The organism is Thermococcus sp. PK (genome assembly GCF_000430485.1).
GTDB classification, from domain to species: domain Archaea; phylum Methanobacteriota_B; class Thermococci; order Thermococcales; family Thermococcaceae; genus Thermococcus_A; species Thermococcus_A bergensis.
Genome location: NZ_KE387148.1, coordinates 1 through 19,323, shown reverse-complemented (window position 1 = coordinate 19,323; position 19,323 = coordinate 1). Strand labels below are relative to the sequence as shown.

Below are 19,323 nucleotides of genomic sequence, written 5' to 3'. Positions count from 1 at the left end.
CTGATCGGAGGGAATCTAAGCGTAGAAGAGGCCAGAGGGATGCTTGAAGGAATTAACAGAGAAGAATGGCCACTAGCTGGGGCTCTGCTCTCAATGCTAAATGGGAAAGAATACCAGACCCTAACTGAGACACAAGAATGTGAGAAGCTCCTGCAGGATGTTGCAGAAAGACTCAAGAGAAGTGAATATGATTAACCTGGGGTGGTGAAGTTGGGCGCTACAGCCTTCATTCTCGTGGGGAACCGGCCGTACCTCACACTAGGCCTGCCTAACCCGGGCTACCTATTGGTTCTCTACGAGAACAACATGCCAGCTTGGGAGCTGATTCCACTCTATCCAGAGCTTGAGAAAGACCTAGGAAAAAGATCAGTAATCTGGATTCCCTCCATTGAAAATATGCTTGAAGATGCTCTCCTGATGGTGGGGATTTACGTTACCAAAGATCCCGAGCTCATAAAGATGGCGGAGAAGGTCTTTGGACGTAATTTCAAAGCGGAGAGAATAGAAATTGGAGGAAATCCGGAAGTTGAAAAGCTGAGGGAAATAGCCCGCAGAAACCTTCAGAGATATGATATCGGTCTTTTGATAATCCCTCTCAAGGATAGCACAATAATTAGACAGCTGGAGTACCTGAAGCGTTATGGGCGCCTTTGGTATTCTATCCACATTAGAAATGAGAAGCTTTCAAGTCAGCTGGAGGACTGGAGTGAAGACTAAACTAAAATAGATTCAGATACTTCAGATTTAACAAAAGAATCTCGAACGTGGATTTATGGAAAACTAAATAGCACTCCAGTTCTGAGTCCATTAAAAAAACTAAACAAAAAAGGAAAGAAATTACTTCAGCCACCTCTCCATCCACTCCACTATTAACTCAAGCCTCTTCATTCTGTGCTTGGGCTTTCCTTTTCTTGAGAGGTCGTGGTTTTCGCCCGGAAAGATTGCGAGCTCAACTGTTTTTCCAAGGTACTTCAAAGCCGTGAAAAACTGCAGAGCCTCTGGCAGCCAGCAGCGGTAATCCTCCATCGAGTGGATTATCAATAGCGGAGTCTCGACGCTTGGTGCGTACTTTAGGGGGCTTTTCTCCCAATAACCTTCGGTGTTGCTCCAAGGATCAGAGCCTATCTGATCTGGAGCAAAGTAGTAGCCGATGTCTGTCGTGCCGAAGAAGCTCACCCAGTTCGAGATGGAGCGCTGGGTTACAGCGGCTTTAAAGCGGTTGGTGTGCCCTACAATCCAGTTCGTCATGAAGCCGCCGTAGGAGCCGCCGGTGACGCCTATCCTCTCTCCATCTATGAAGTCGAACCTCTTTATCGCCTCATCAACCACTTCCATTATGTCCTGATAATCTCTCTCCCCGTAGTGCTCCCTTATGTCAGCAAACTCCTCTCCGTAGCCGTCGCTTCCCCTTGGATTGGAGAATATTACGACAAAGCCTCTGGCAGTTAAAACATGGAACTCGTGCATGAACGAGTAGCCGTAGGCCGTCTTCGGCCCCCCGTGAATTTCGAGAACTGCCGGGTACTTCTTGCCCTCCTCAAAATCAACGGGCTTCATAATCCATGCATCTATCTCAACGCCGTCGCTCGCTTTGACTTTGAAGTGCTCCGGCTTAGAGAGCTTGTACTCCCTTATCCATGCATTGAAGTCTGTGACTTTCCTCTCCTTCCCATCTTTGAGGATGTAAAGCTCCGTCGGGGTTGTTGCATCCTGAGCAATGAAAGCTATGTAGTCTCCGATGCCAAAGGTCTCTATGCTCCTGTCTCCTCCGATAACCCTTTCAATTTCTCCGTTTAGGTTAACTCTGAAGAGGTTTGCCCTTGGGCCGTCTGTGGCTATGTAATAAACCCAGCCGTCCTTATAAACAAGTGGGTTCCGAGAGGGGCCTCTCACATCGCAGTTGAGAGAGTTATAAGCCGAGCGGTCAAGCTTTGCCGTGAGCTTTTTGGCCTCTTTCGTCTCGGGATTGAAGTGATAGATGTGTGTGTTCGTTGGAATGCCTCTCTCAAGCGTGCTCATTCTAAGTATAAAAGTGCCGTCTTCAAGAGGGACAAAATCCCCAATGCGCCACTTTGAATCGGTTAGCTTCTCGACCTTTCCGCTCTTGACGTCAACCACATAGAGGTCGCTTATCATGGGCTTCTTTTCCCTATCTTCCTGGGCAACAAAGTAGATTTTGCTTCCATCTTTGCTCCACTTTAGGGTTTGAATGTTAAGGTTTCCTCTCGTCAGCTTTCTCTTTTTCCCGCTCTCGACATCGACAAGATAGATGTGGTTCCGCTTTCCATAAACCCAGCCAACACCGTTGAACCAGAAGGGGATTTCCTTGATTATGTGCACGTCGTCCTTTTTCTTTTTTCTCTCGATCTCCACTGGGGTTATGACGGCGAGTGTTTTGCCGTCAGGTGAAAACTCGTAGTCATTTATTCCAAATTTAAACTTCGTGAGAAGCTTTGCCTCTCCTCCCGCGGTTGGGATTAAGTAAAGCTCAGCCTCCTTGCTTTCCTTGTGCCTTTTGGATGTGAAAGCTATGAACTTACCATCTGGCGAAAAGCGCGGATTCGAGTCTTTTGGTCCAGAGGTGAACTGTTTAACGTTCCTTACATCGTAGATGTAAATTTTCGAGAAATAGTCGTCTTTTTCTATGCTGATTTCGCTTACCGTAAAGGCGACTTTTCTTCTGTATACATCAAGTCCACCGACAAGCTTAAACTTCCCCAAGTCTTTGATATCAATCCTTTTCATTAAGACCACCATATTAAGTATGCCCTTTTCGTATAAAAGCTTAGCGTTTAAATTGGTATCTTAATGAAGTATAGGTTTTTAAACATCCCGGCTTTTTCATTTGTGGGGATGAAAAATGACCGTGAAAGTGAGATTCGACAAAGAAGTGAGAGACTATGCTAAAAGCGAGGGTGTTAAGGATCCAACCCTAAAGCTCACCGAAACCGCTCTCGCTGAGGCCATTGAAGAATTTCACAGAAGAATGATAGTTCTATCTGGAGAGACCATGAAAAAAGCCACTTTGGCTGGAATTCTTGCCGGGGCTTCTGCCAAAATAATATCCACAATTCTTGAGGAACTTATGGGGAAAAAGCTCAGGGACGAGAGCGAGGATAAGGTGGAAGTTCTTTACGCAACCGATGCCCTTGGACAGGAAACTTTTGGAAGAAAGAGGTATGAAGAATTTAGAAAGCATTTTGATGTTCTTGCCGGAGAAAATGTAAACGTTACGGCTATAACTTTTAAATACACACACGAGATTCTCGGAAGAACTTATGACCTGCTTGTTCTCGATCTCAGCTATGATTTCTCCCCTAACGACCTCGGTAGGATAATAGAGACCGTGAGGGGTGGCGGGCTGATATTTATTCTTGCCAACCCGTTTGAAAAGTGGAAAAACATGTGGACTGGCTTTCACAAGAGCCTCGTTACTCCCCCTTACACCATAGACGATGTGAAAAAGAGGTTTAACAGGAGACTCATCAGAAAGTTCGAAGAGCACGAAGGAATTTACATTCTAAACGCCGAAAACCAGAAAATTCTAAAGGGTCCTGAAAACGAGAAGAGTCAGGCAAAGCTTCCCGAAAGGGAAAAAATCGAGATACCGGAGGAAACAAAATTCCCGAGAGAGCTCTATGAGCTCTGCCTCACAAACGGCCAGGTTGAAGTTCTTAAAGCCCTCGAAGAGCTAATAGAAAACGACGGAATGGTCGTTCTAACGGCCGATAGAGGAAGAGGAAAGAGTGTCAGCGTTGGTATAGGTTCTGTTGGTCTTGCGGTGAAATCAAAGAAAAAGCGTGTGAGGATCGTTGTCACGGCCCCAGAGCTCGAAAACGTGCAAAGCTTATTCCGCTTTGCAAAGAAAAGCCTCCAGAAGCTCGGCTACAAACCCAAGGTTATAGAGGAGCATGGTCTCATAAAGGAGATATACGCCAAGGGAATTGGGATCAGGTACTATCCCCCCACCCAAGGGTATAAAATGAACGCAGACGTTTATGTAATTGATGAAGCCGCTGGAATTCACGTCCCAATCCTCCACAAATACCTCCAAAAGCCCAAAGTTATATACTCATCCACAATCCACGGATATGAGGGAGCGGGAAGGGGGTTCTCTGTCAAGTTCCTAAAGAAGGCCAAGGAGAAGAGGGAGTTCAAGGAGATACACCTCTCGGTGCCGATTAGATATGAGAGCAACGACCCGATTGAGAGGTGGCTCTTTGACGTCCTCCTGCTGGATGCCGAGCCTGTGGAGCTAACTGAAGAGGACTACGAGCTCATTAAGAAAAAGGAAGTTTACTTCGAAAAGCCAGACCTTGACGACTGGTTTGAAAACGATAGGGAAGATTTGAGGCACTTCGTTGGTATTTACGTTCTTGCTCACTACCGGAACAGACCAAGCGATGTAGCCCTTCTGGCGGATGCGCCACACCACGAAGCGAGGGTCTTGAGGCTCAAAAACGGGAAGATAGTCTGTGCCGTACAGATAGCTAAAGAAGGAGGGATTCCGAAGAAGGACATAGACAGGATGGCCAAGGGATACAAGCCGAGGGGGAACATAATTCCCGACATGATGGTAAAGCACCACTACGCAAAGGAATTCGCAAGGTTAAAGGGCTACAGAGTGGTTAGAATAGCCACGCATCCCGATGCTATGGACATGGGGCTTGGAAGCAAGGCGCTTGAGCTGTTAATTCAGGAAGCTGATAGGGAAGGTCTTGACTGGGTTGGAAGCGGGTTTGGTGCGAGTGAGGAGCTCATAAGGTTCTGGATAAGAAACGGGTTTGCCGTTGTTCATCTAAGTCCCTCAAGGAACCCGGTGAGCGGTGAATATACTGCAATAGTGATAAAGCCAATAAGCAAAAAAGCCAGGGAGATAGTAAGGAAAGCCAACGACGAGTTCAGAATCAGGCTTACGGAGTGGCTTGGTGACACACACAGGGATTTGGAGCCAGAAATAGCAAGATGGCTCTTTGAAACGCCGTTTGGGGAGAGTGTCAATTATCCGATAACCCTCACTGATGTCCAGAAAAAGAGGCTTGAAATGTTCGTTGGAAAGATTCTAACCTACGATACCGTCTTGGATGCGGTGAAGCCGATAGTGAAGTTGTACTTCCTTGACGGCTGGATGAAGCCATACCTCGACGAAAGGCAGATACACCTCCTCATCTACCGTGTTCTTCAAGCACATACGTGGGAAGAAACTGCTAAGTTCATCGACAGAAGCCCGATGTTCACGATGATAGAAGTAAGGGACATAATAAGGGGGCTCTGGTACTACTACAAGCACATACTCAAGTAGGCTCAGCTTCGTCGATCCCGGGCATCAATACCCCAAAGGCCAATCTACCTGACCTCCTTCCCGCCGTGAGGGTTAACCCCTCGCCAATGACGGGAAGGTTTGAGGGGTCTTCACCAGAACCCGAATCGAATCGAGTTCCTCAAACCCCTCTGGGACGGCCTTGCCCCGATTACCCCTACCCGCCGTCAAATCCGGCAGGCTCGGGGTTATGGTTTTTACAGCCTTTCTTAAGATGTTGAACGCTCCAACCAAGTCTGCATTCATTACAATGCCCTCCCTGTGGCACTTAAACAAACCTCTAACAAAGCGAGCGTTCTTATGGCGTTGGCCACAGAGAGGGCAGGTTTGAGAAGTGAAAGCCTCATTCACGACAATAACGGAAATACCATACTCTTCCGAGACTTCCCTCAAGCGTTTAAGAAGATAATTAAACCTCCAAATGTGAGAGAGGAGGTAATTCTGCCTTCTACCCTTATCAGAGTTCCTACTGATGCCCTTAGGATAGCCAACCACAATTCTGGAAACACCCATTTGGTGGAGTTTCTCAATAGTTTGCCTAACGGCAGTGTTGATGTAGTGTTTTGTCTGAAGTTTTGCTTTTTGGTGCATTCTTGAGAGCTTTTTACTCCTCTTACAGCCCGAACTGTTGAGTTTGGACTGGTAATCGGCTATCTTCTTCCGCCAGTAGAAGGCTATTGACTTGAGAGGTCTTCCGTTCACCAAAAAACTTTCCCCGCTTTCCACGTAAATGGCCATCAAATTGTTTACCCCAAGGTCTATGCCAGCGGAAAGGTTGCCCAAGGACTCTCTCGGGAGTTTTTCCCAGTTTTCACTGTAAAGTCTTTCTTCTACTGTATAACTAATGTGAGCATACCACTTTTTCCTAACAGAGTCGTACTGGATTTCTAAGCGTCCTTGTTTACCCTTCAAGTGTATTCTCCCCTTGAACTGTATTTTAAGCCTTCCAAACTTTCCGAGTCTCCTAAATTCTAAAACATTCTCCTCAATCCGGTACTGGTCGTTTCTCAACGGGATTATGAAGAGTTTTTTACCGTTTTCTTCTCTGATGAAAGTTGGTGGTTTTGGTTTGAACCATTCAGGAAGCTCACCGTTCTTTTTCTTTTTCAACAGGATAAAGAAACTTCTCCAAGCCTCAGCATTTTTCCTAGCCAGAGTTTGGACGGTAGAACCGCCAATCCAATCTTTGAACTGATAATAAGCTTCCTGTTGAGTTCCGAGAAAGTCTATTTTTCCGAATTCTTTGAACTGTTTTAGCCTATCATAGTTGAGCTTGTTCCAAATTAGAGCGGTAGCGTGGGCTAACTCGAATAGAACTTTCTCTTGCCCTTTTGAAGGTTGGAGCTTCACCGTCACTGTTCTTTTTATCATCATCTGTAGTATTATTTTTAGGCTTTAAAATAGTTTCGCTCTACTGCTTGTGAGATTAATTCCCAAACCCACTATCCACTCCAAATCCCTAAAAATCCATCTCAAAGGACGTTTAGATACTTATGCACCTGAAAGCTTAAACCAACGTTTTCTTTTCCCATTATCTTTGCAGCGATGTTGTAAAGTCTCATAAGTTGATGTTGGGAAATATCAATCGGCTCTTTGGGCTGTATGGCAAGGGGAGCAATGTCTTTCAAAAGTTCGGCGTACCATCTCACGTTTTCTTCCTTTGTGTCTTTTGTGACCACAAGCTTCACATAGGTCTTTGCTCCAGCGTTCTTTAATATTTTAGTGCTCTCTACCTCCCTGAGCACAAGCTCTTTCCAATTTTCGGCGGCTTTTGCAGTCTCGTCTTTTATATCAACGCTCGCGTAATCTACAAGATGGGCAAGCTCCTTAATCTTTTCAGGCCTGCTACCATTGGTCTCTAGGAAGTTTTTAAATCCCAAATCGTGCATTCTCTCCATGAGGGCGTAGAGGTTCTTCGTCTGCAGAGTTGGCTCTCCGCCGGTGTAGCTTATTGAGTGTACATCCCCCGTGTCCAGCTTTAAGATGACATTAACGACTTCCTCAAGCTTTGCGGGATTTGGCTTGTAGCCAAACTTTCCAGTAAACGGCTCCACCTCGTAGCGCCACTTTGGAACTTTAGATGCAATTAGGTAGTTTACGGAATCACACCAGATGCATCTGAGGTCACAGCCCGCAAATCTCACAAAAATCTGCCTTCTGCCGAAGGCACTTCCTTCTACGCTTCCTCCCTCTCCCTGCCAGCTGTTGAAGATTTCAGCCAAGAACATAAGGATCACCTTAAAGCTCTATCCCTTTCACCTTATCGCTTACATACCCTTCGAGTATTTCAATCCTGACGCTTCTGCTCTCGCCGGTCAAGTCGGCAATAAGTTCTACCCCCTTAGCATAGTCCCAAAGTCGTCTTTTTGCTTCTTCGTCAATCGCCTCACACATAATGATGATTTCTCTTGGGTCCTCTCTGCTCGCTATTTCTATAACCTTCATGGCATCGCTGACGGTAAAGAGCCCCTTTTTCTTAAACAGCATCTCCCTCACCTACACGTACTTCATCAAAAGGGAAACCGCCTCTTCCAGAACATGTCTGTCTTCAGCGTCCACAACGTGCTCCAGATAATAGAGGCCCTTTATGTTGAGGATTATGTAGGCTTCATTTCTGTCCAAACCGAGGTCGTAGGCTTCATAGTAAACCATCTCCTCTCCCAGAGCCTCGTTGAGCATCTCAATAAAGTAGTTTATCTCATCCGTTGTTAGGTCGTCCCATTTGCTCTCCATCTCGTCGAAGTATCTCTCAAGGGTTCTCAGGGTTTCCAAGTCTACTTTAAGTGTGCCCTCCACATAGGGGAACTCGCCGACCCTGAAAATCTTCACGCCTTCTTCGTCCCTTATGCCCACATAATCCCATAGGAGAACTCCCTCTATGACATTGACACCATACCTGCTCGCGAGATATGTGAACCTTTCCATAGCCTCTTCCATATCCTCCAAAAACTCCTCTTCATTGGTGAATCTAACTACTTTACTTACCGTTCCAGCCATACTTTACACCTTGAAGATTCATCATTCCCTAAGGGTTATAAGCCTTTAGGACTAGTATCCATCGCCCGAGGAGTATTGGGTTGCGATGACCTCGGGACCCCCAGGGGGGCGACATCCCTAACGCCCCCCTATTAAAGTTTTTAAAAACTTTGACTGCATTGATAACTGGTGGTTATTTATGGTTATCATTCCCAAGCCCATCGACCCACGAGAAATAAAAAAGCTTAGAAAGGAACTTGGCATAACGCAAGAAGAGCTCGCGGAAAAAGCCGGAGTTACACAGGCTTATATAGCAAAGCTTGAAAGCGGCAAAGTCGATCCCAGATTATCTACTTTCAACCGAATTCTCCAAGCGTTAGCCGAATGTAAAAAGGTTCGATTTGTAGCCAGGGAAATAATGTCTTCCCCCATAATAGGGGTCAAACCATATGAAACGGTTGAAACCGTTGTTAGGCTGATGAACAAGCACAACATTTCCCAAGTTCCCGTAATAGCAGGCAACAAGGTGGTCGGTTCTGTTACGGAAAAGACTCTCGTTAGGAAGAGCTTTGAATATGAAGACTTGCTTTCAAAGAAGGTTATGGAGATCATGGACGAGCCTTTTCCAATAATAAATGAGGATGAAAGCATTGAAGTCGTAAAGTTTCTCCTTGAGGAGCATCCTGCTGTCATAGTCCAGAACAGAGAAGGCAAACCCGTGGGAATAATAACCCGCTCAGATCTGTTTAAAATAAAATAAGAGGCTAGCCCAAAGAGGGCACAAGGCTGACCTCGAAGAGAAGTTCTCCAGTTGTTGCATTGTAAATCTCAACACTCCAGTGAACAACGTATGCATTGTCCGGGAAGGGATAGCCTAACTCGTTGGCTGGAACTGCTCCCTTTTCTTCGTATTTTTCAGGATTGTTTAATATCATAACTTTGGAGTACTCTTCCACGCGATACTTAGCCTCTGGAACGGTATCCGGGTTTCCCCAGTAGACAAGTGAACCCTCATCATGTCCAAAAAATCCTGCAGAGATGTTGATGTTGTTGGTATACCATGTGAAGTGAACGGTAAGCCAAGCTCCTTCTGGGCTTCCCTCTCCAAATGGGGGGTTCCAATCCTTTGACCACTTAACAACCATCCAAGTGCTCTGAGGTACTGGGCTAAAGCCCAAGTAGCCTTCTTCCCATCCAACATAGGTTCTTGCTCTTTCATTGAATCCTATAGCTTCAGCTCCCTGAACACAAAAACCAACTAAAACAAGGGCAACTACTAAACTCAGCAGTTTCTTCATTTTAGCATCCTCCTCGAATTTAGCATTAGAGATGTCGGCGATTAAATTATTTAAGAGTTTCTAAGAGGCCGATTTACGTAGGGAAAAATAAAAGGGCAAAAATCAGAAACAGTTTGCCCAGTCCTTTTGAATTGGCAGTTTTGGACTTGACCTTAATCATTACAAATGCACATCTTTTTAAACCCTCCAATCAACTATATCATAACCCGGTGGAGTTCCGCTCCACCACTCAAAGGGCCGAGGCCGACGAGAGTCCGCCTCAATAAAATGGTGGAGGAACCAATAATGATAAAAGTCTACACGCTTGGCGGCTACGAGGAAGTAGGAAAAAACATGACTGCTGTAGAGTACAATGGAGAGGTTGTAATAATTGATATGGGAATAAGGCTTGATAGGGTTCTTATTCATGAAGATGTTAACTTTCAGCAGATGAGCTCGAGGGATTTGAGAAAGTTGGGGGCAATCCCGGATGATTCTTCGCTTAAGAATAAAAAGGTCGTCGCAATTGCCCTTTCTCACGGCCATCTTGACCATATAGGCGCTATAGCAAAGCTCGCTCCACACTACCCGGATGTTCCAATTTACGGAACCCCCTATACGATAAAACTGGCAAAAGCTGAGGTTAGGAGCGAGCAGTACTTTGAAGTCACAAACCCGATGTACGAAACCCAGTATGGGGAGATTGTTCAGGTCAGTGAAAATCTTGCAATAGAATTTGTTCAGATCACTCACTCAATCCCCCAATCCTCGATGGTCGTTGTGCACACGCCGGAAGGTGCAGTGGTTTATGCGTGTGATTATAAGTTTGACAACCACAGCCCCCTTGGGGAGAAGCCCGACTACAAAAGGCTCAAGGAACTGGGCAAAGAGGGAGTAAAAATTTTGATACCAGAGTCCACAAGGGTTGCTGAACACACAAAAACACCAAGTGAAGCCTCTGCAAAGCTCCTTTTGGAGGACTTTTTCTACTATGAGGGAATGGAAGAGAGAGGACTGATAACTACAACCTTTGCCTCCCACATAGCCCGTCTGCAGGAGCTGATAGAGATAGCAAACAACATGGGGCGCCAGGCCGTTCTTGTTGGCAGGTCTCTAGCAAAATATACGGGCATAGCTAAACAGCTCGGCCTAATAAAAATGAAGGGAGCAAAGGCTGTAAGAAGCCCGAATGCTGTTCAAAAAACTCTTAGAGAGGTTTCCCAAGCTAGGGAAAACTACCTTCTAATAGTTACCGGACATCAGGGCGAGCCGGGAGCTGTGCTCACGAGGATGGCCAATGGAGAACTATACGACATAGGGAAAGATGACACCGTAGTGTTCTCGGCTGGAGTTATCCCGAACCCGATCAATATAGCCCAGCGCTACGCCCTTGAGACGAAGCTCAGAATGAGAGGAGTGAGGATGGTTAAAGATTTACACGTCTCGGGTCATGCAAGCAGGGAGGATCACAGATATCTGATTAAGCTTTTAAATCCCGAAAATATAATCCCCGCCCATGGGGAGTTTAGGATGCTCACCCATTATGCTGAGCTTGCCGAAGAAGAGGGGTATCTCATCGGAAGGGACGTTTTTGTATCAAGAAACGGTTATAAAGTCGATGTGAGGTGATAAAATGAAGTTTGATCCGTTATTTAAAGCATTAAAAGAAAAGGCTAAGGTCGTCGATGAGGCTATTTTTGAGCTTATACCCGAAAAGGAGCCCAAAGTTCTTTATGACGCTGCAAGGCATTATCCTCTCGCGGGGGGGAAGAGAGTTAGACCGTTCATAGTTTTAACAGCTACTGAAGCCGTTGGGGGAAACCCCGAGAAAGCCGTCTATGCTGCGGCGGCTGTAGAGTTACTTCACAACTATTCTCTCGTTCATGATGACATAATGGATATGGACGAAAAAAGAAGAGGTAGGCCGACAGTTCATAAAATTTGGGGAATAAATATGGCAATTTTGGCCGGTGACCTGCTCTTTTCAAAGGTTTTTGAGGCTGTGGCAAAGATACCCGTCGAGGCTGAGAAGGTTGTAAGGGTTCTGGATGTCATTGCAAAGACCTCAAACGAGCTGTGCGAAGGGCAGGCAATGGACTTGGAGTTTGAGAACAAAGGAACAGTCACCATAGAGGAATACATGAAAATGATAAGCGGAAAAACCGGGGCGCTTATAGATGCTTCAGCTACAATAGGCGGCATTATAGGAACGGAAAACGAAGAATACATCGAAGCGTTATCAAAATACGGAAGAAACATAGGCATAGCTTTCCAGATATGGGACGATGTTCTCGATTTGACGGCAGACGAAGAAAAGCTCGGAAAGCCGGTAGGGAGTGACATAAGAAAGGGCAAAAAGACGCTCATAGTTGCCCACTTCCTCGAAAATGCAAGTGAAGAAGACAAGGCAGAGTTCTTTAAGATATTTGGAAAATATGCTGGCGACGTAAAGGGAACGGGAATAATAGAAGAGGATGTCCAGGAAGAAGTCAGGAAGGCCATTGAACTCCTCAAAAAGTATGGAAGCATAGACTACGCTGCAAAAGTTGCAAGAGAACTGGCAGATGAGGCAAAGAAAGCACTAAAAATACTCCCAGAAAGCGAGGCGAGGAAACAACTGGCGCTTTTGGCAGACTTCATAGTGGAAAGGGAATATTAGCTTCATCCATACCTTTTTTTAATTTGGGGTAATTGAGCGAAAAGTTTATATATGCAATTTTGGCTTCTTTCTTTCGGTGCCCCGGTGGCTCAGCCTGGTGGAGCGGCCGCTTGGTAAGCGGCAGGTCGCGGGTTCAAACCCCGCCCGGGGCTCCAATAAAATGCTCTTTTGAGAATCGTACCACAAATAGTTAAAACATTCAGACGATACTTCGGTTTGATATTCATGAGCACCAGAGAAAGAATTTTGGAGTATGTCACAAAGAATCCTGGAATAACTTTTCGTAAGTTAGCCCAAGAACTCAACATAGGGCTAGGAAACCTGCAATACCACCTATGGCATCTTGAAAAAGAGGGAAAAATCACCTCAAAACGGCTTGGAGGGAAAAAATACTTCTTCCCACCAGGTTTTGAAGAAGAGTACCGGCGTCTTATGATAGCTATTTCAAACGAAAGCCAAAGAAAGATACTCCTTTTACTTGCGGAAGGGGACAAAAACCAGAGCGAAATTGCAGAAAAGCTCAACCTAACCCCTTCTACTATAGTTTATCATACAAAACGGCTCGAGAGGTTGGGGATTATTACAAAGATAAAAGACGGAAAAAACACCGTTTATTCCCTTAACTGTGATGTTGAGGTTTTAGTTCGCATAATCAAAGAGTATAAACCAAAAATCTGGGACAAACTGGCAGATAAATTAATTGATTTAACGTTAGCGTTTAGGGGGGAGGAAGAGTGATTGACATCTTAGGATATCTTCTCGACGGAAGTATAATTATTTTGGGGACTATACTATCAGTAGCAGCATGGAAAGCATACAGAAAAAGTGGGATGAAAAGTATTTTGCTCCTTTTTTTGGCATTTCTGATGTTCGTTTCCAAAAAGATCATTGAAAACTTTCATCTAATCAGAACATCATTGTCTTCAGAAATACTTGAGGTAGTCTCAACTACATTTGAACTTTTAATATTGCTGTTATTTTTTACAGCCCTAATAAGAAGGGATTGAAGTGCCGCTTGATGTAATTGGGAAAGTTCATACACCCCAAGAGCATTAATTAACTTAAGAGAAGAACTGGAAAAGCTGGAAGGGCCATAAAGGCCAAATATTCTAAGGTTAGAGACTAGCGCACTATTAGGAGCGGGGGCTTCACGTTACCGGCTATCTCTTCCAGCAAGCTTCCTATCCTCGTTTTTCCGCTCTTTCCATAGGCCCCCATTACAACAAGCGAGTACTCCCCGCTGTTTGCTTCTTCAAGAATTTTGTCCTTAGCTATTCCCTCAACAATCTTTATGGAACAGTTTACCCCCTCTTCGTGGCAGAACTTTAATATTTCACTCATGACATCTTGAAGATCTCTTTTCATTTTGTTCCAGACCTCATCTTCAAACCTGCGCACCTTCTCAATGTCTCCATGCCTCGCCACCAAGTTGAATGCGGTTGCTCTAGCTTCTCTCCTATCTAAAACTGAGAACAGCACCAGTTTTGCGTTCTTTTTCTTGGCAACTGCAATTCCGTGAAGAGCTGCCTTTTGACTCCACTTTGAACCATCTATCAACACAAGTATCTTCATTACCCATCACCACACGTACCTAAACCATAATACTCCAACGCCTACGCCTACAGTTAAGACCATTATAACCATACCCATTTTGAGGAAGTCCATGAAAGTTATATCTATACCTTCCCTTGCTGCTATCCCTATCACAACAACGTTTGCCGAAGCTCCGATAGCTGTTCCGTTTCCACCTAGGCACGCCCCTAAACTTAAAGCCCACCAGAGGGGGTACGTGTTAAGAGAACCTCCCATCGCCTTTATCAGGGGTATCATTGTGGCTGTAAATGGAATGTTGTCTATAATAGCCGAAGCAAATGCTGAAAACCACGCTATAACCAGTACCGCTTCTCCTTCGTTGTGGACGAAAGAGGTTATCCATTGGGCTATCTGTTCTATAAACCCTGTCTCAACCAGACCACCTACAATAAGGAACAGTCCCCCGAAGAAGAACAAAGTTGCCCACTCAACTTTCTCCAGAATTCCCTCGGGGTTCTCTCTGCTCCAGAAAAGGAGCAAAGAGGCCCCAAACAATGCAACCACTGCAGGCTCTATCTCAAGCTTGTCGTGGACAAAGAAGAAGAACACCACGAGAGCAATGGTTACAATTGACTTCCTAAACAGGGCTAAATCCCTAATCGCCGACCTTTCATCCAAGTTGTTTAGAGTTCTTAAAATCCTCTCCTTCTTTTCGGGGCTGACCTTAAGGGTTCCTCTGTAGGCCAAGTATACTACAAAGACCATGAGTATCAAATCAAGAAATGCTATTGGCCCCATGTTGAGAAGAAATTCGCTAAAGCTAAGCCCTGCAGCGGAGCCTATCATTATGTTGGGTGGATCACCTATGAGCGTTGCCATTCCACCAATGTTGGAGGCAAAGATTTCGGAGAGAAGGAAAGGAAGTGGGGTGACCTCCATAAGTCTGGAGATATAGATAAGCATTGGGGTGAGCAAAAGAACTGTGGTCACATTATCAAGAAAAGCACTTACAAGAGCTGTAACGACTGAAAAGAGAATTAAAACCTTAATAGGATCCCCTTTCGCAAGTTTGGCGGTTTTTATTGCAATATACTCAAACAGACCGCTTAACCTTGTTGTATTGACAATTATCATCATTCCAGCGAGGAGAAGTATAGTGTCGAGGTCAAGATAAATGGGAACCTTTTCCCACGGGACTATGTTTGCCAGAAGAACCAGGGCCCCTCCCATCATCGCAGCAACGGTTCTGTGTATCCATTCGTTTATTATAAGGACATATGTAAAGATGAACACTGCAAGGGCAAATACCTCCAAGGGAGACATCTGGCCACCTCCTAATAGATTATCACCGGAATGTTCAGATGCTGGACTATCCTAAGAACCAGAGGGCTGATAGGCGAGGTTTTTGTTATCTCCGACCCATAGTTCCTTGAGATTGCAAGCAGGTCATAATTCTCGGCCATTCTTATCACGTCATCGCTCTTGTTTCCAAAGAACAAACGCCTCTGCACTTTTAGACCGTAACTTTCAAGCTTCTTTGCCACGGTGTTAAGCAGTTCTTCTCCTATCATCTCTTCTCTACGCTTAAATTCTTCACTCGCTTCCGGGCTGAGTGTTTGACGCACAAGCTCAAATATCTGCGAATCCAGGATATAAACAAGCAAAATATTCGCCTCATAAGCACTTATCGTCTCATATACTTCTGTGGGGACATTTTTAACGTATCTATCAAGCGGCATCAATATAGAATTGATCTCGGGAATTTGTTTTTCCTCTTCGGTTAGAAGAAACTCCCGGTAGTGCCTCATTATGTCCTCATACTTCTTCCCAGCTATGTGTTTAAACTTTCGACCAATGAAAGAAGAATACAACCCCATATTATCCCACCTAACCGTTTTGATAAGGAGTTTAAAAAGACTTTGGTTCATGCTTTTAATTTAGAGCTGTGAACCATAAGAGATATTAAAGAACATGAAGAAACATCACTGGGGGTGAGAAGATGAAGAGAATAATACCAGTACTGGCATTGATTCTTCTGCTCTCGCCACTTGCAAATGCTCAATGCCCGGAAGAAGGAAACACCGTTGTGTTAAAAGCCCCAGCAGTATCAAGGACATCAAGTGGTGAGTTAATAGGAGTGGCAACGGACTTTGTAATTACGGTTGCCCCTGGAAACGGGCACGTTTACGTGGAGACCTGGCCACTGGCAGAGGTGGATATGCAGGCATCGGCAAGATTAGCCGCCCAAGTTGCTGGAAAAGTTCTTGGGGTTGATATGAGCAAGTATGACGTTTTTATTCAAGTAAGGTCTGATGCCCCAATTATTGGAGGTCCCTCTGCTGGAGGAACAATGACTGTTGGCATAATAGCTGCTTTGAAGGGCTGGGAAGTAAGAAAGGACGTTATGATGACCGGCATGATAAATCCCGATGGGAGCATTGGGCCAGTAGGAGGGATTTTAGAAAAAGCCTCAGCTGCTCACAGCGTCGGAGCAAAGCTATTCTTAATTCCAGAAGGACAGAGAATACAGGTAGTCCAAAAAACCGAACAAAAGCAAATCGGCCCAGTAGTGCAGATAACAAGTAAGTCCGAAAAAGTTGACGTGGTTGAATACGCAAGGGAGAGATGGGGCTTAGAGGTTAAGGAGATTAGGGATATATACGAGGCAGTTTACTATTTCACCGGGAAGAAGATAGAGAAGCCATCTGTGCTAGGGGAGCTGAAAGTTGATACCTCTTTTCTAAAGGATGATGCACTCAAGGACTACGATGAGACCCTAGACTACTATAAACAGGTTGAGAACAAGCTCAAAAACAGTGACGTTAGCTATACCACTTATTCCTACCTCAAAAGTGCACTAGATGATGCCAAAGCCAAGCTGGATGAGGCCAAGAAGAACTTGGATGAGGGTATGTATTACACGGCTCTAAGCCTTGATTTTCAGGCGAGGATTGCAATAAGGCACGTGGATTGGTATTTGGATGTGAGGACTGAGAGTGACCTGGAGAATCTGCTGAACGAGGTCGATAATGAGATAAAGGACACCGAAGGCTACGTCTCAAACCTCACAATAAAGGGAATAACAATGCTCCAAGCGGTTGCCGCAAGTGAGGAGAGAATTGAACAAGCAAAGTCCCTTCTGAAGGATGCCTGGTCGTCCTATTACGATGGCAATTACTGGGATGCAATAAGCAACGCTGCCTTCGCATACGAGAGAGTACAAACAGCAAAGTTCTGGGCATCCCTAGGAGAGAGATACGCAAAGGGAGAGATAATTGAAAGGGACGCTATAAAAGATACTGCGAGAGAGTACCTGGATAATTCGAGGCTTATAATAACATACATAACCTCAATGTTTGGGGAAACAACCCTTCAGGATTTGGTGGACTTAATGAACGAAGGGGAGGAATATTACCAGGATGGCAAATATTCAGCGGCTATCTTTTCTGCAATGGAAGCCAGGATAAGGGCAGAGATAATCTTAGATACCCTTGGAATTGATAACGAGACCGTACTTATGGACAAACTACAGAGAATGAAAGAAGATGCCAAGGTAGCTATTGCAATAGCTCAGAAAGAAGGCATATATCCAGTCTTAAGTCTTGCATATTATGAGTTTGCCCAGAGCTATGAAAAGCAGGGAGGGTTGGAGAATATTCAGACCGCAATGGTGTTCTATCAATACGCAAAGGAAACTTCAACGGTATTCTTAAGCACAACAACTCCGCCAAAGATAACGGAAGAACCCCTTATCTCGATCACCACACCGCTTACAAACCAAACTGCAACTCAAAATACCACTTCTCCACTTCAAAAGGAAACCAGCAGATATTCAATACCTTTAATAGCTGGCACCCTTATATTTGGCATCCTTCTAGGTTTTATAGCTGGAAGGAGAGCTTAGACACTTTTTCCTTTTTTCAGAAACTCTAAAATATTATGAATGCTTAATATCACAACATGGACTATCAAAAGATCGCAACTCTTGTTGTGGTTCTTGTAATAGTTTCATCTATAGCCTTAGTCCTAAAGCCCTATTTTCCGCGAGGAAGGGAAGCTACATACTCCGGAGAGAAAATTCTCCTGCCTGAGCCTAGATTGGAGGGAACTATGAGCGTGGAAGAGGCTATTGCAAAGAGAAGGAGCATCAGGACATACAAAAATCAACCTATCAGCATAGAAGAGCTTGCTCAACTCTTGTGGGCCTGTCAGGGAATAACCCACGAGGACAAAAGGGCAGCTCCGAGTGCTGGAGCAACATATCCCTTCGAGATTTTTGTGGTAGTTGGAAAGGTGGAGGGGCTACAGCCCGGAATCTACTACTATAACCCCCTTGACCACAGCCTAACGTTGATTAAAGAGGGGGATTTTAGAAGAGAACTTCAGGAAGCGGCATTGAATCAAAAGTGGGTCGGAGATGCGGCAGTGGACATTGTGCTTGTGGCTTTCTATGAAAGAACCACTAGAATTTATGGGGAGAGGGGGATCAGGTACGTACATATGGAAGCAGGCCACATAGGGCAGAACATATACCTCCAAGCAACAGCTTTAGGGTTAGGCACAGTTGCCATCGGGGCTTTTCATGATGATGAGGTTGCAAAGATAATAGGCACTGAGGGTGCCCCGTTATACATATTCCCAGTGGGGAGGGTCTGAGATGGTGGTTTTGGATCATGGAATCCTCGGTTACATAACTTTTGCCCTCATGAATCTTTCGATGCTCAGCGGTGCTTTTATATTCCTCTCCAAGAAGAGACAGTTTTGGATAAAGATACACCTATTCGTGAGTGTGCTCGCTTACATCTTTATGGTATGGACAATATGGGTGGTCAGATAAGCTTATTAATGCCTCTCTCCTATATTTTGTGGTGATAAAAATGTTCGTTGGGCACTACCAAGACGTAGAGGAAAAAGAAGTTATAATGGAGGGAGTTGAGAATACAACAATAAGGTGGCTTATCTCTCCGAAGATAGGGGCTAAAAACTTCGCAATGAGATATTTTGTTATCAAGAAAGGCGGAAAAATACCAATCCACCAGCACGACTGGGAGCATGAGATATTTGTAGTAAAGGGAGAGGGGTACATAACAGACGGGAGAAAAACTGTAAAAGTCGTGCCGGGTAGCTTTCTATATATCCCCCCAAATGAGCCGCACGGATACGAAAATCCCGACTCAGAAACCCTCGAATTTCTATGCTTAATCCCGGTAAAAGAAGGCAACATACCTCCTGAGGAGAGGGGCGAGTGATTTTTCATTTTGATGTCTAATTTTTATTCCCTCTATTTTAATATTGCCGTGAAAATATCACCCAAACCGGGGCGTGTTTAGTTTCACCCCCTGTTATTTAAACAGTATTTGACTCTGAGGAGGATTTTCAGACCATAACACATTACCCCAAGCAGGATTCGGGTTACAGTAGTCTTTTTCAGAAAACAGGGGATCCTACTGCCAAACCACGTTGTAAAACGCACCCCAGAACCCCTCATGAGGATTCCTATGCCTGTACTCTTCTTCAGAAAACACTCTGTCTCTCTTCTTACTACCAAAACCACCTGG

21 protein-coding genes, 1 tRNA gene and 1 pseudogene are annotated in these 19,323 nt (G+C 44.9%); 13 read left to right on the top strand and 10 right to left on the bottom strand.

Features of this window, described 5'->3' with window-relative positions; all coding sequences use genetic code 11:
* Together THEPK_RS01625 and THEPK_RS01620 are read left to right on the top strand one after the other, a co-directional pair.
* Positions 1–195 (top strand): annotated as a pseudogene (locus tag THEPK_RS01625) (hypothetical protein); the annotation flags it as partial.
* 9 nt (positions 196–204) lie between these two features.
* On the top strand, positions 205–717 hold the full coding sequence (locus THEPK_RS01620; protein WP_156882102.1) for a hypothetical protein: 513 nt from the start codon (positions 205–207) through the stop codon (positions 715–717).
* Positions 718–837: 120 nt separating this feature from the next.
* On the opposite strand, the gene THEPK_RS01615 is transcribed toward THEPK_RS01620, so the two are convergent.
* Positions 838–2,745: a S9 family peptidase gene (locus THEPK_RS01615; protein ID WP_042697550.1), complete on the bottom strand. Its 1,908-nt coding sequence runs from the start codon at positions 2,743–2,745 to the stop codon at positions 838–840.
* 115 nt (positions 2,746–2,860) lie between these two features.
* On the opposite strand from THEPK_RS01615, the gene THEPK_RS01610 reads away from it, so the two are divergent.
* Positions 2,861–5,302: a tRNA(Met) cytidine acetyltransferase TmcA gene (locus THEPK_RS01610; protein ID WP_042697547.1), complete on the top strand. Its 2,442-nt coding sequence runs from the start codon at positions 2,861–2,863 to the stop codon at positions 5,300–5,302.
* A gap of 72 nt (positions 5,303–5,374) precedes the next feature.
* On the opposite strand, the gene THEPK_RS01605 is transcribed toward THEPK_RS01610, so the two are convergent.
* From THEPK_RS01605 to THEPK_RS01590, 4 genes are all read right to left on the bottom strand, one after another.
* A complete protein-coding gene (locus THEPK_RS01605; RefSeq protein WP_042697625.1) occupies positions 5,375–6,688 on the bottom strand; it encodes an RNA-guided endonuclease InsQ/TnpB family protein in 1,314 nt (437 codons plus the stop codon).
* Positions 6,689–6,792: 104 nt separating this feature from the next.
* Entirely contained in the window at positions 6,793–7,548 is a 756-nt protein-coding gene (locus THEPK_RS01600; RefSeq protein WP_394296064.1) for a 7-carboxy-7-deazaguanine synthase QueE, read from the bottom strand.
* A 10-nt stretch (positions 7,549–7,558) separates the two neighbouring features.
* A complete protein-coding gene (locus THEPK_RS01595; RefSeq protein WP_042697544.1) occupies positions 7,559–7,807 on the bottom strand; it encodes a hypothetical protein in 249 nt (82 codons plus the stop codon).
* Between the two features lie 9 nt (positions 7,808–7,816).
* Positions 7,817–8,317, bottom strand: a complete 501-nt coding sequence (locus THEPK_RS01590; RefSeq protein WP_042697542.1) for a hypothetical protein — start codon at positions 8,315–8,317, stop codon at positions 7,817–7,819.
* Between the two features lie 178 nt (positions 8,318–8,495).
* Between THEPK_RS01590 and THEPK_RS01585 the strand changes: the two genes are divergently transcribed.
* Positions 8,496–9,056 (top strand): CBS domain-containing protein, encoded by a 561-nt coding sequence (locus THEPK_RS01585; RefSeq protein ID WP_042697539.1) that lies wholly within the window; start codon positions 8,496–8,498, stop codon positions 9,054–9,056.
* Positions 9,057–9,060: 4 nt separating this feature from the next.
* Here THEPK_RS01585 and THEPK_RS01580 read toward each other — a convergent pair whose 3' ends face one another.
* Complete coding sequence (locus THEPK_RS01580; RefSeq protein WP_042697536.1) at positions 9,061–9,594, bottom strand: hypothetical protein; 534 nt, start codon at positions 9,592–9,594, stop codon at positions 9,061–9,063.
* A gap of 285 nt (positions 9,595–9,879) precedes the next feature.
* On the opposite strand from THEPK_RS01580, the gene THEPK_RS01575 reads away from it, so the two are divergent.
* The 5 genes from THEPK_RS01575 (at position 9,880) to THEPK_RS01555 (ending at position 13,239) form a co-directional block, all read left to right on the top strand.
* Entirely contained in the window at positions 9,880–11,202 is a 1,323-nt protein-coding gene (locus THEPK_RS01575) for an RNase J family beta-CASP ribonuclease (protein ID WP_042697535.1), read from the top strand.
* Between the two features lie 4 nt (positions 11,203–11,206).
* On the top strand, positions 11,207–12,232 hold the full coding sequence (locus THEPK_RS01570; protein WP_042697532.1) for a polyprenyl synthetase family protein: 1,026 nt from the start codon (positions 11,207–11,209) through the stop codon (positions 12,230–12,232).
* A 78-nt stretch (positions 12,233–12,310) separates the two neighbouring features.
* Positions 12,311–12,387 (top strand) — tRNA-Thr (locus THEPK_RS01565).
* Between the two features lie 70 nt (positions 12,388–12,457).
* Entirely contained in the window at positions 12,458–12,970 is a 513-nt protein-coding gene (locus tag THEPK_RS01560; RefSeq protein ID WP_042697529.1) for a winged helix-turn-helix transcriptional regulator, read from the top strand.
* Entirely contained in the window at positions 12,967–13,239 is a 273-nt protein-coding gene (locus tag THEPK_RS01555) for a hypothetical protein (RefSeq protein ID WP_042697526.1), read from the top strand. The genes THEPK_RS01560 and THEPK_RS01555 overlap by 4 nt, the downstream gene beginning before the upstream one ends.
* A 115-nt stretch (positions 13,240–13,354) precedes the next feature.
* Here the strand turns inward: THEPK_RS01555 and THEPK_RS01550 are convergent, their stop codons facing one another.
* The 3 genes from THEPK_RS01550 to THEPK_RS01540 are packed head-to-tail and all read right to left on the bottom strand — an operon-like array spanning position 13,355 to position 15,642.
* Positions 13,355–13,804, bottom strand: a complete 450-nt coding sequence (locus tag THEPK_RS01550; RefSeq protein WP_042697524.1) for a universal stress protein — start codon at positions 13,802–13,804, stop codon at positions 13,355–13,357.
* A 6-nt stretch (positions 13,805–13,810) separates the two neighbouring features.
* The gene (locus THEPK_RS01545) at positions 13,811–15,088 is read right to left on the bottom strand and encodes an ArsB/NhaD family transporter (protein ID WP_042697521.1); all 1,278 of its coding nucleotides are present in this window, start codon (positions 15,086–15,088) and stop codon (positions 13,811–13,813) included.
* An 11-nt stretch (positions 15,089–15,099) separates the two neighbouring features.
* Positions 15,100–15,642, bottom strand: coding sequence for a universal stress protein (locus THEPK_RS01540; RefSeq protein WP_042697519.1), 543 nt, complete (start codon positions 15,640–15,642; stop codon positions 15,100–15,102).
* A 122-nt stretch (positions 15,643–15,764) separates the two neighbouring features.
* Here THEPK_RS01540 and THEPK_RS01535 point away from each other — a divergent pair, with 122 nt between their 5' ends.
* Genes THEPK_RS01535 through THEPK_RS01520 form a run of 4 tightly spaced genes read left to right on the top strand, consistent with a single transcriptional unit; the run spans position 15,765 to position 19,014 of the window.
* On the top strand, positions 15,765–17,669 hold the full coding sequence (locus tag THEPK_RS01535; RefSeq protein ID WP_042697517.1) for a S16 family serine protease: 1,905 nt from the start codon (positions 15,765–15,767) through the stop codon (positions 17,667–17,669).
* Positions 17,670–17,725: 56 nt separating this feature from the next.
* Positions 17,726–18,421, top strand: a complete 696-nt coding sequence (locus THEPK_RS01530) for a SagB/ThcOx family dehydrogenase (protein ID WP_042697516.1) — start codon at positions 17,726–17,728, stop codon at positions 18,419–18,421.
* 1 nt (position 18,422) lies between these two features.
* Positions 18,423–18,602 carry a membrane protein gene (locus THEPK_RS01525; RefSeq protein ID WP_042697513.1) on the top strand — a complete coding sequence of 60 codons (180 nt, stop codon included), beginning with the start codon at positions 18,423–18,425 and terminating at the stop codon, positions 18,600–18,602.
* A 40-nt stretch (positions 18,603–18,642) separates the two neighbouring features.
* Complete coding sequence (locus THEPK_RS01520) at positions 18,643–19,014, top strand: cupin domain-containing protein (protein ID WP_042697510.1); 372 nt, start codon at positions 18,643–18,645, stop codon at positions 19,012–19,014.
* 83 nt (positions 19,015–19,097) lie between these two features.
* Here THEPK_RS01520 and THEPK_RS12880 read toward each other — a convergent pair whose 3' ends face one another.
* Complete coding sequence (locus THEPK_RS12880) at positions 19,098–19,238, bottom strand: hypothetical protein (RefSeq protein ID WP_156882100.1); 141 nt, start codon at positions 19,236–19,238, stop codon at positions 19,098–19,100.
* Between the last annotated feature and the right edge of the window lie 85 nt (positions 19,239–19,323).

Excerpts from the sequence above, each read along its gene's own strand:
- THEPK_RS01615 (WP_042697550.1), bottom strand. The coding sequence starts at position 2,745 with ATGAAAAGGATTGATATCAAAGACTTGGGGAAGTTTAAGCTTGTCGGT.
- THEPK_RS01610 (WP_042697547.1), top strand. The coding sequence starts at position 2,861 with ATGACCGTGAAAGTGAGATTCGACAAAGAAGTGAGAGACTATGCTAAA.
- THEPK_RS01600 (WP_394296064.1), bottom strand. The coding sequence starts at position 7,548 with ATGTTCTTGGCTGAAATCTTCAACAGCTGGCAGGGAGAGGGAGGAAGC.
- THEPK_RS01595 (WP_042697544.1), bottom strand. The coding sequence starts at position 7,807 with ATGCTGTTTAAGAAAAAGGGGCTCTTTACCGTCAGCGATGCCATGAAG.
- THEPK_RS01590 (WP_042697542.1), bottom strand. The coding sequence starts at position 8,317 with ATGGCTGGAACGGTAAGTAAAGTAGTTAGATTCACCAATGAAGAGGAG.
- THEPK_RS01585 (WP_042697539.1), top strand. The coding sequence starts at position 8,496 with ATGGTTATCATTCCCAAGCCCATCGACCCACGAGAAATAAAAAAGCTT.
- THEPK_RS01580 (WP_042697536.1), bottom strand. The coding sequence starts at position 9,594 with ATGAAGAAACTGCTGAGTTTAGTAGTTGCCCTTGTTTTAGTTGGTTTT.
- THEPK_RS01575 (WP_042697535.1), top strand. The coding sequence starts at position 9,880 with ATGATAAAAGTCTACACGCTTGGCGGCTACGAGGAAGTAGGAAAAAAC.
- THEPK_RS01570 (WP_042697532.1), top strand. The coding sequence starts at position 11,207 with ATGAAGTTTGATCCGTTATTTAAAGCATTAAAAGAAAAGGCTAAGGTC.
- THEPK_RS01560 (WP_042697529.1), top strand. The coding sequence starts at position 12,458 with ATGAGCACCAGAGAAAGAATTTTGGAGTATGTCACAAAGAATCCTGGA.
- THEPK_RS01550 (WP_042697524.1), bottom strand. The coding sequence starts at position 13,804 with ATGAAGATACTTGTGTTGATAGATGGTTCAAAGTGGAGTCAAAAGGCA.
- THEPK_RS01545 (WP_042697521.1), bottom strand. The coding sequence starts at position 15,088 with ATGTCTCCCTTGGAGGTATTTGCCCTTGCAGTGTTCATCTTTACATAT.
- THEPK_RS01540 (WP_042697519.1), bottom strand. The coding sequence starts at position 15,642 with ATGGGGTTGTATTCTTCTTTCATTGGTCGAAAGTTTAAACACATAGCT.
- THEPK_RS01535 (WP_042697517.1), top strand. The coding sequence starts at position 15,765 with ATGAAGAGAATAATACCAGTACTGGCATTGATTCTTCTGCTCTCGCCA.
- THEPK_RS01530 (WP_042697516.1), top strand. The coding sequence starts at position 17,726 with ATGGACTATCAAAAGATCGCAACTCTTGTTGTGGTTCTTGTAATAGTT.
- THEPK_RS01525 (WP_042697513.1), top strand. The coding sequence starts at position 18,423 with ATGGTGGTTTTGGATCATGGAATCCTCGGTTACATAACTTTTGCCCTC.
- THEPK_RS01520 (WP_042697510.1), top strand. The coding sequence starts at position 18,643 with ATGTTCGTTGGGCACTACCAAGACGTAGAGGAAAAAGAAGTTATAATG.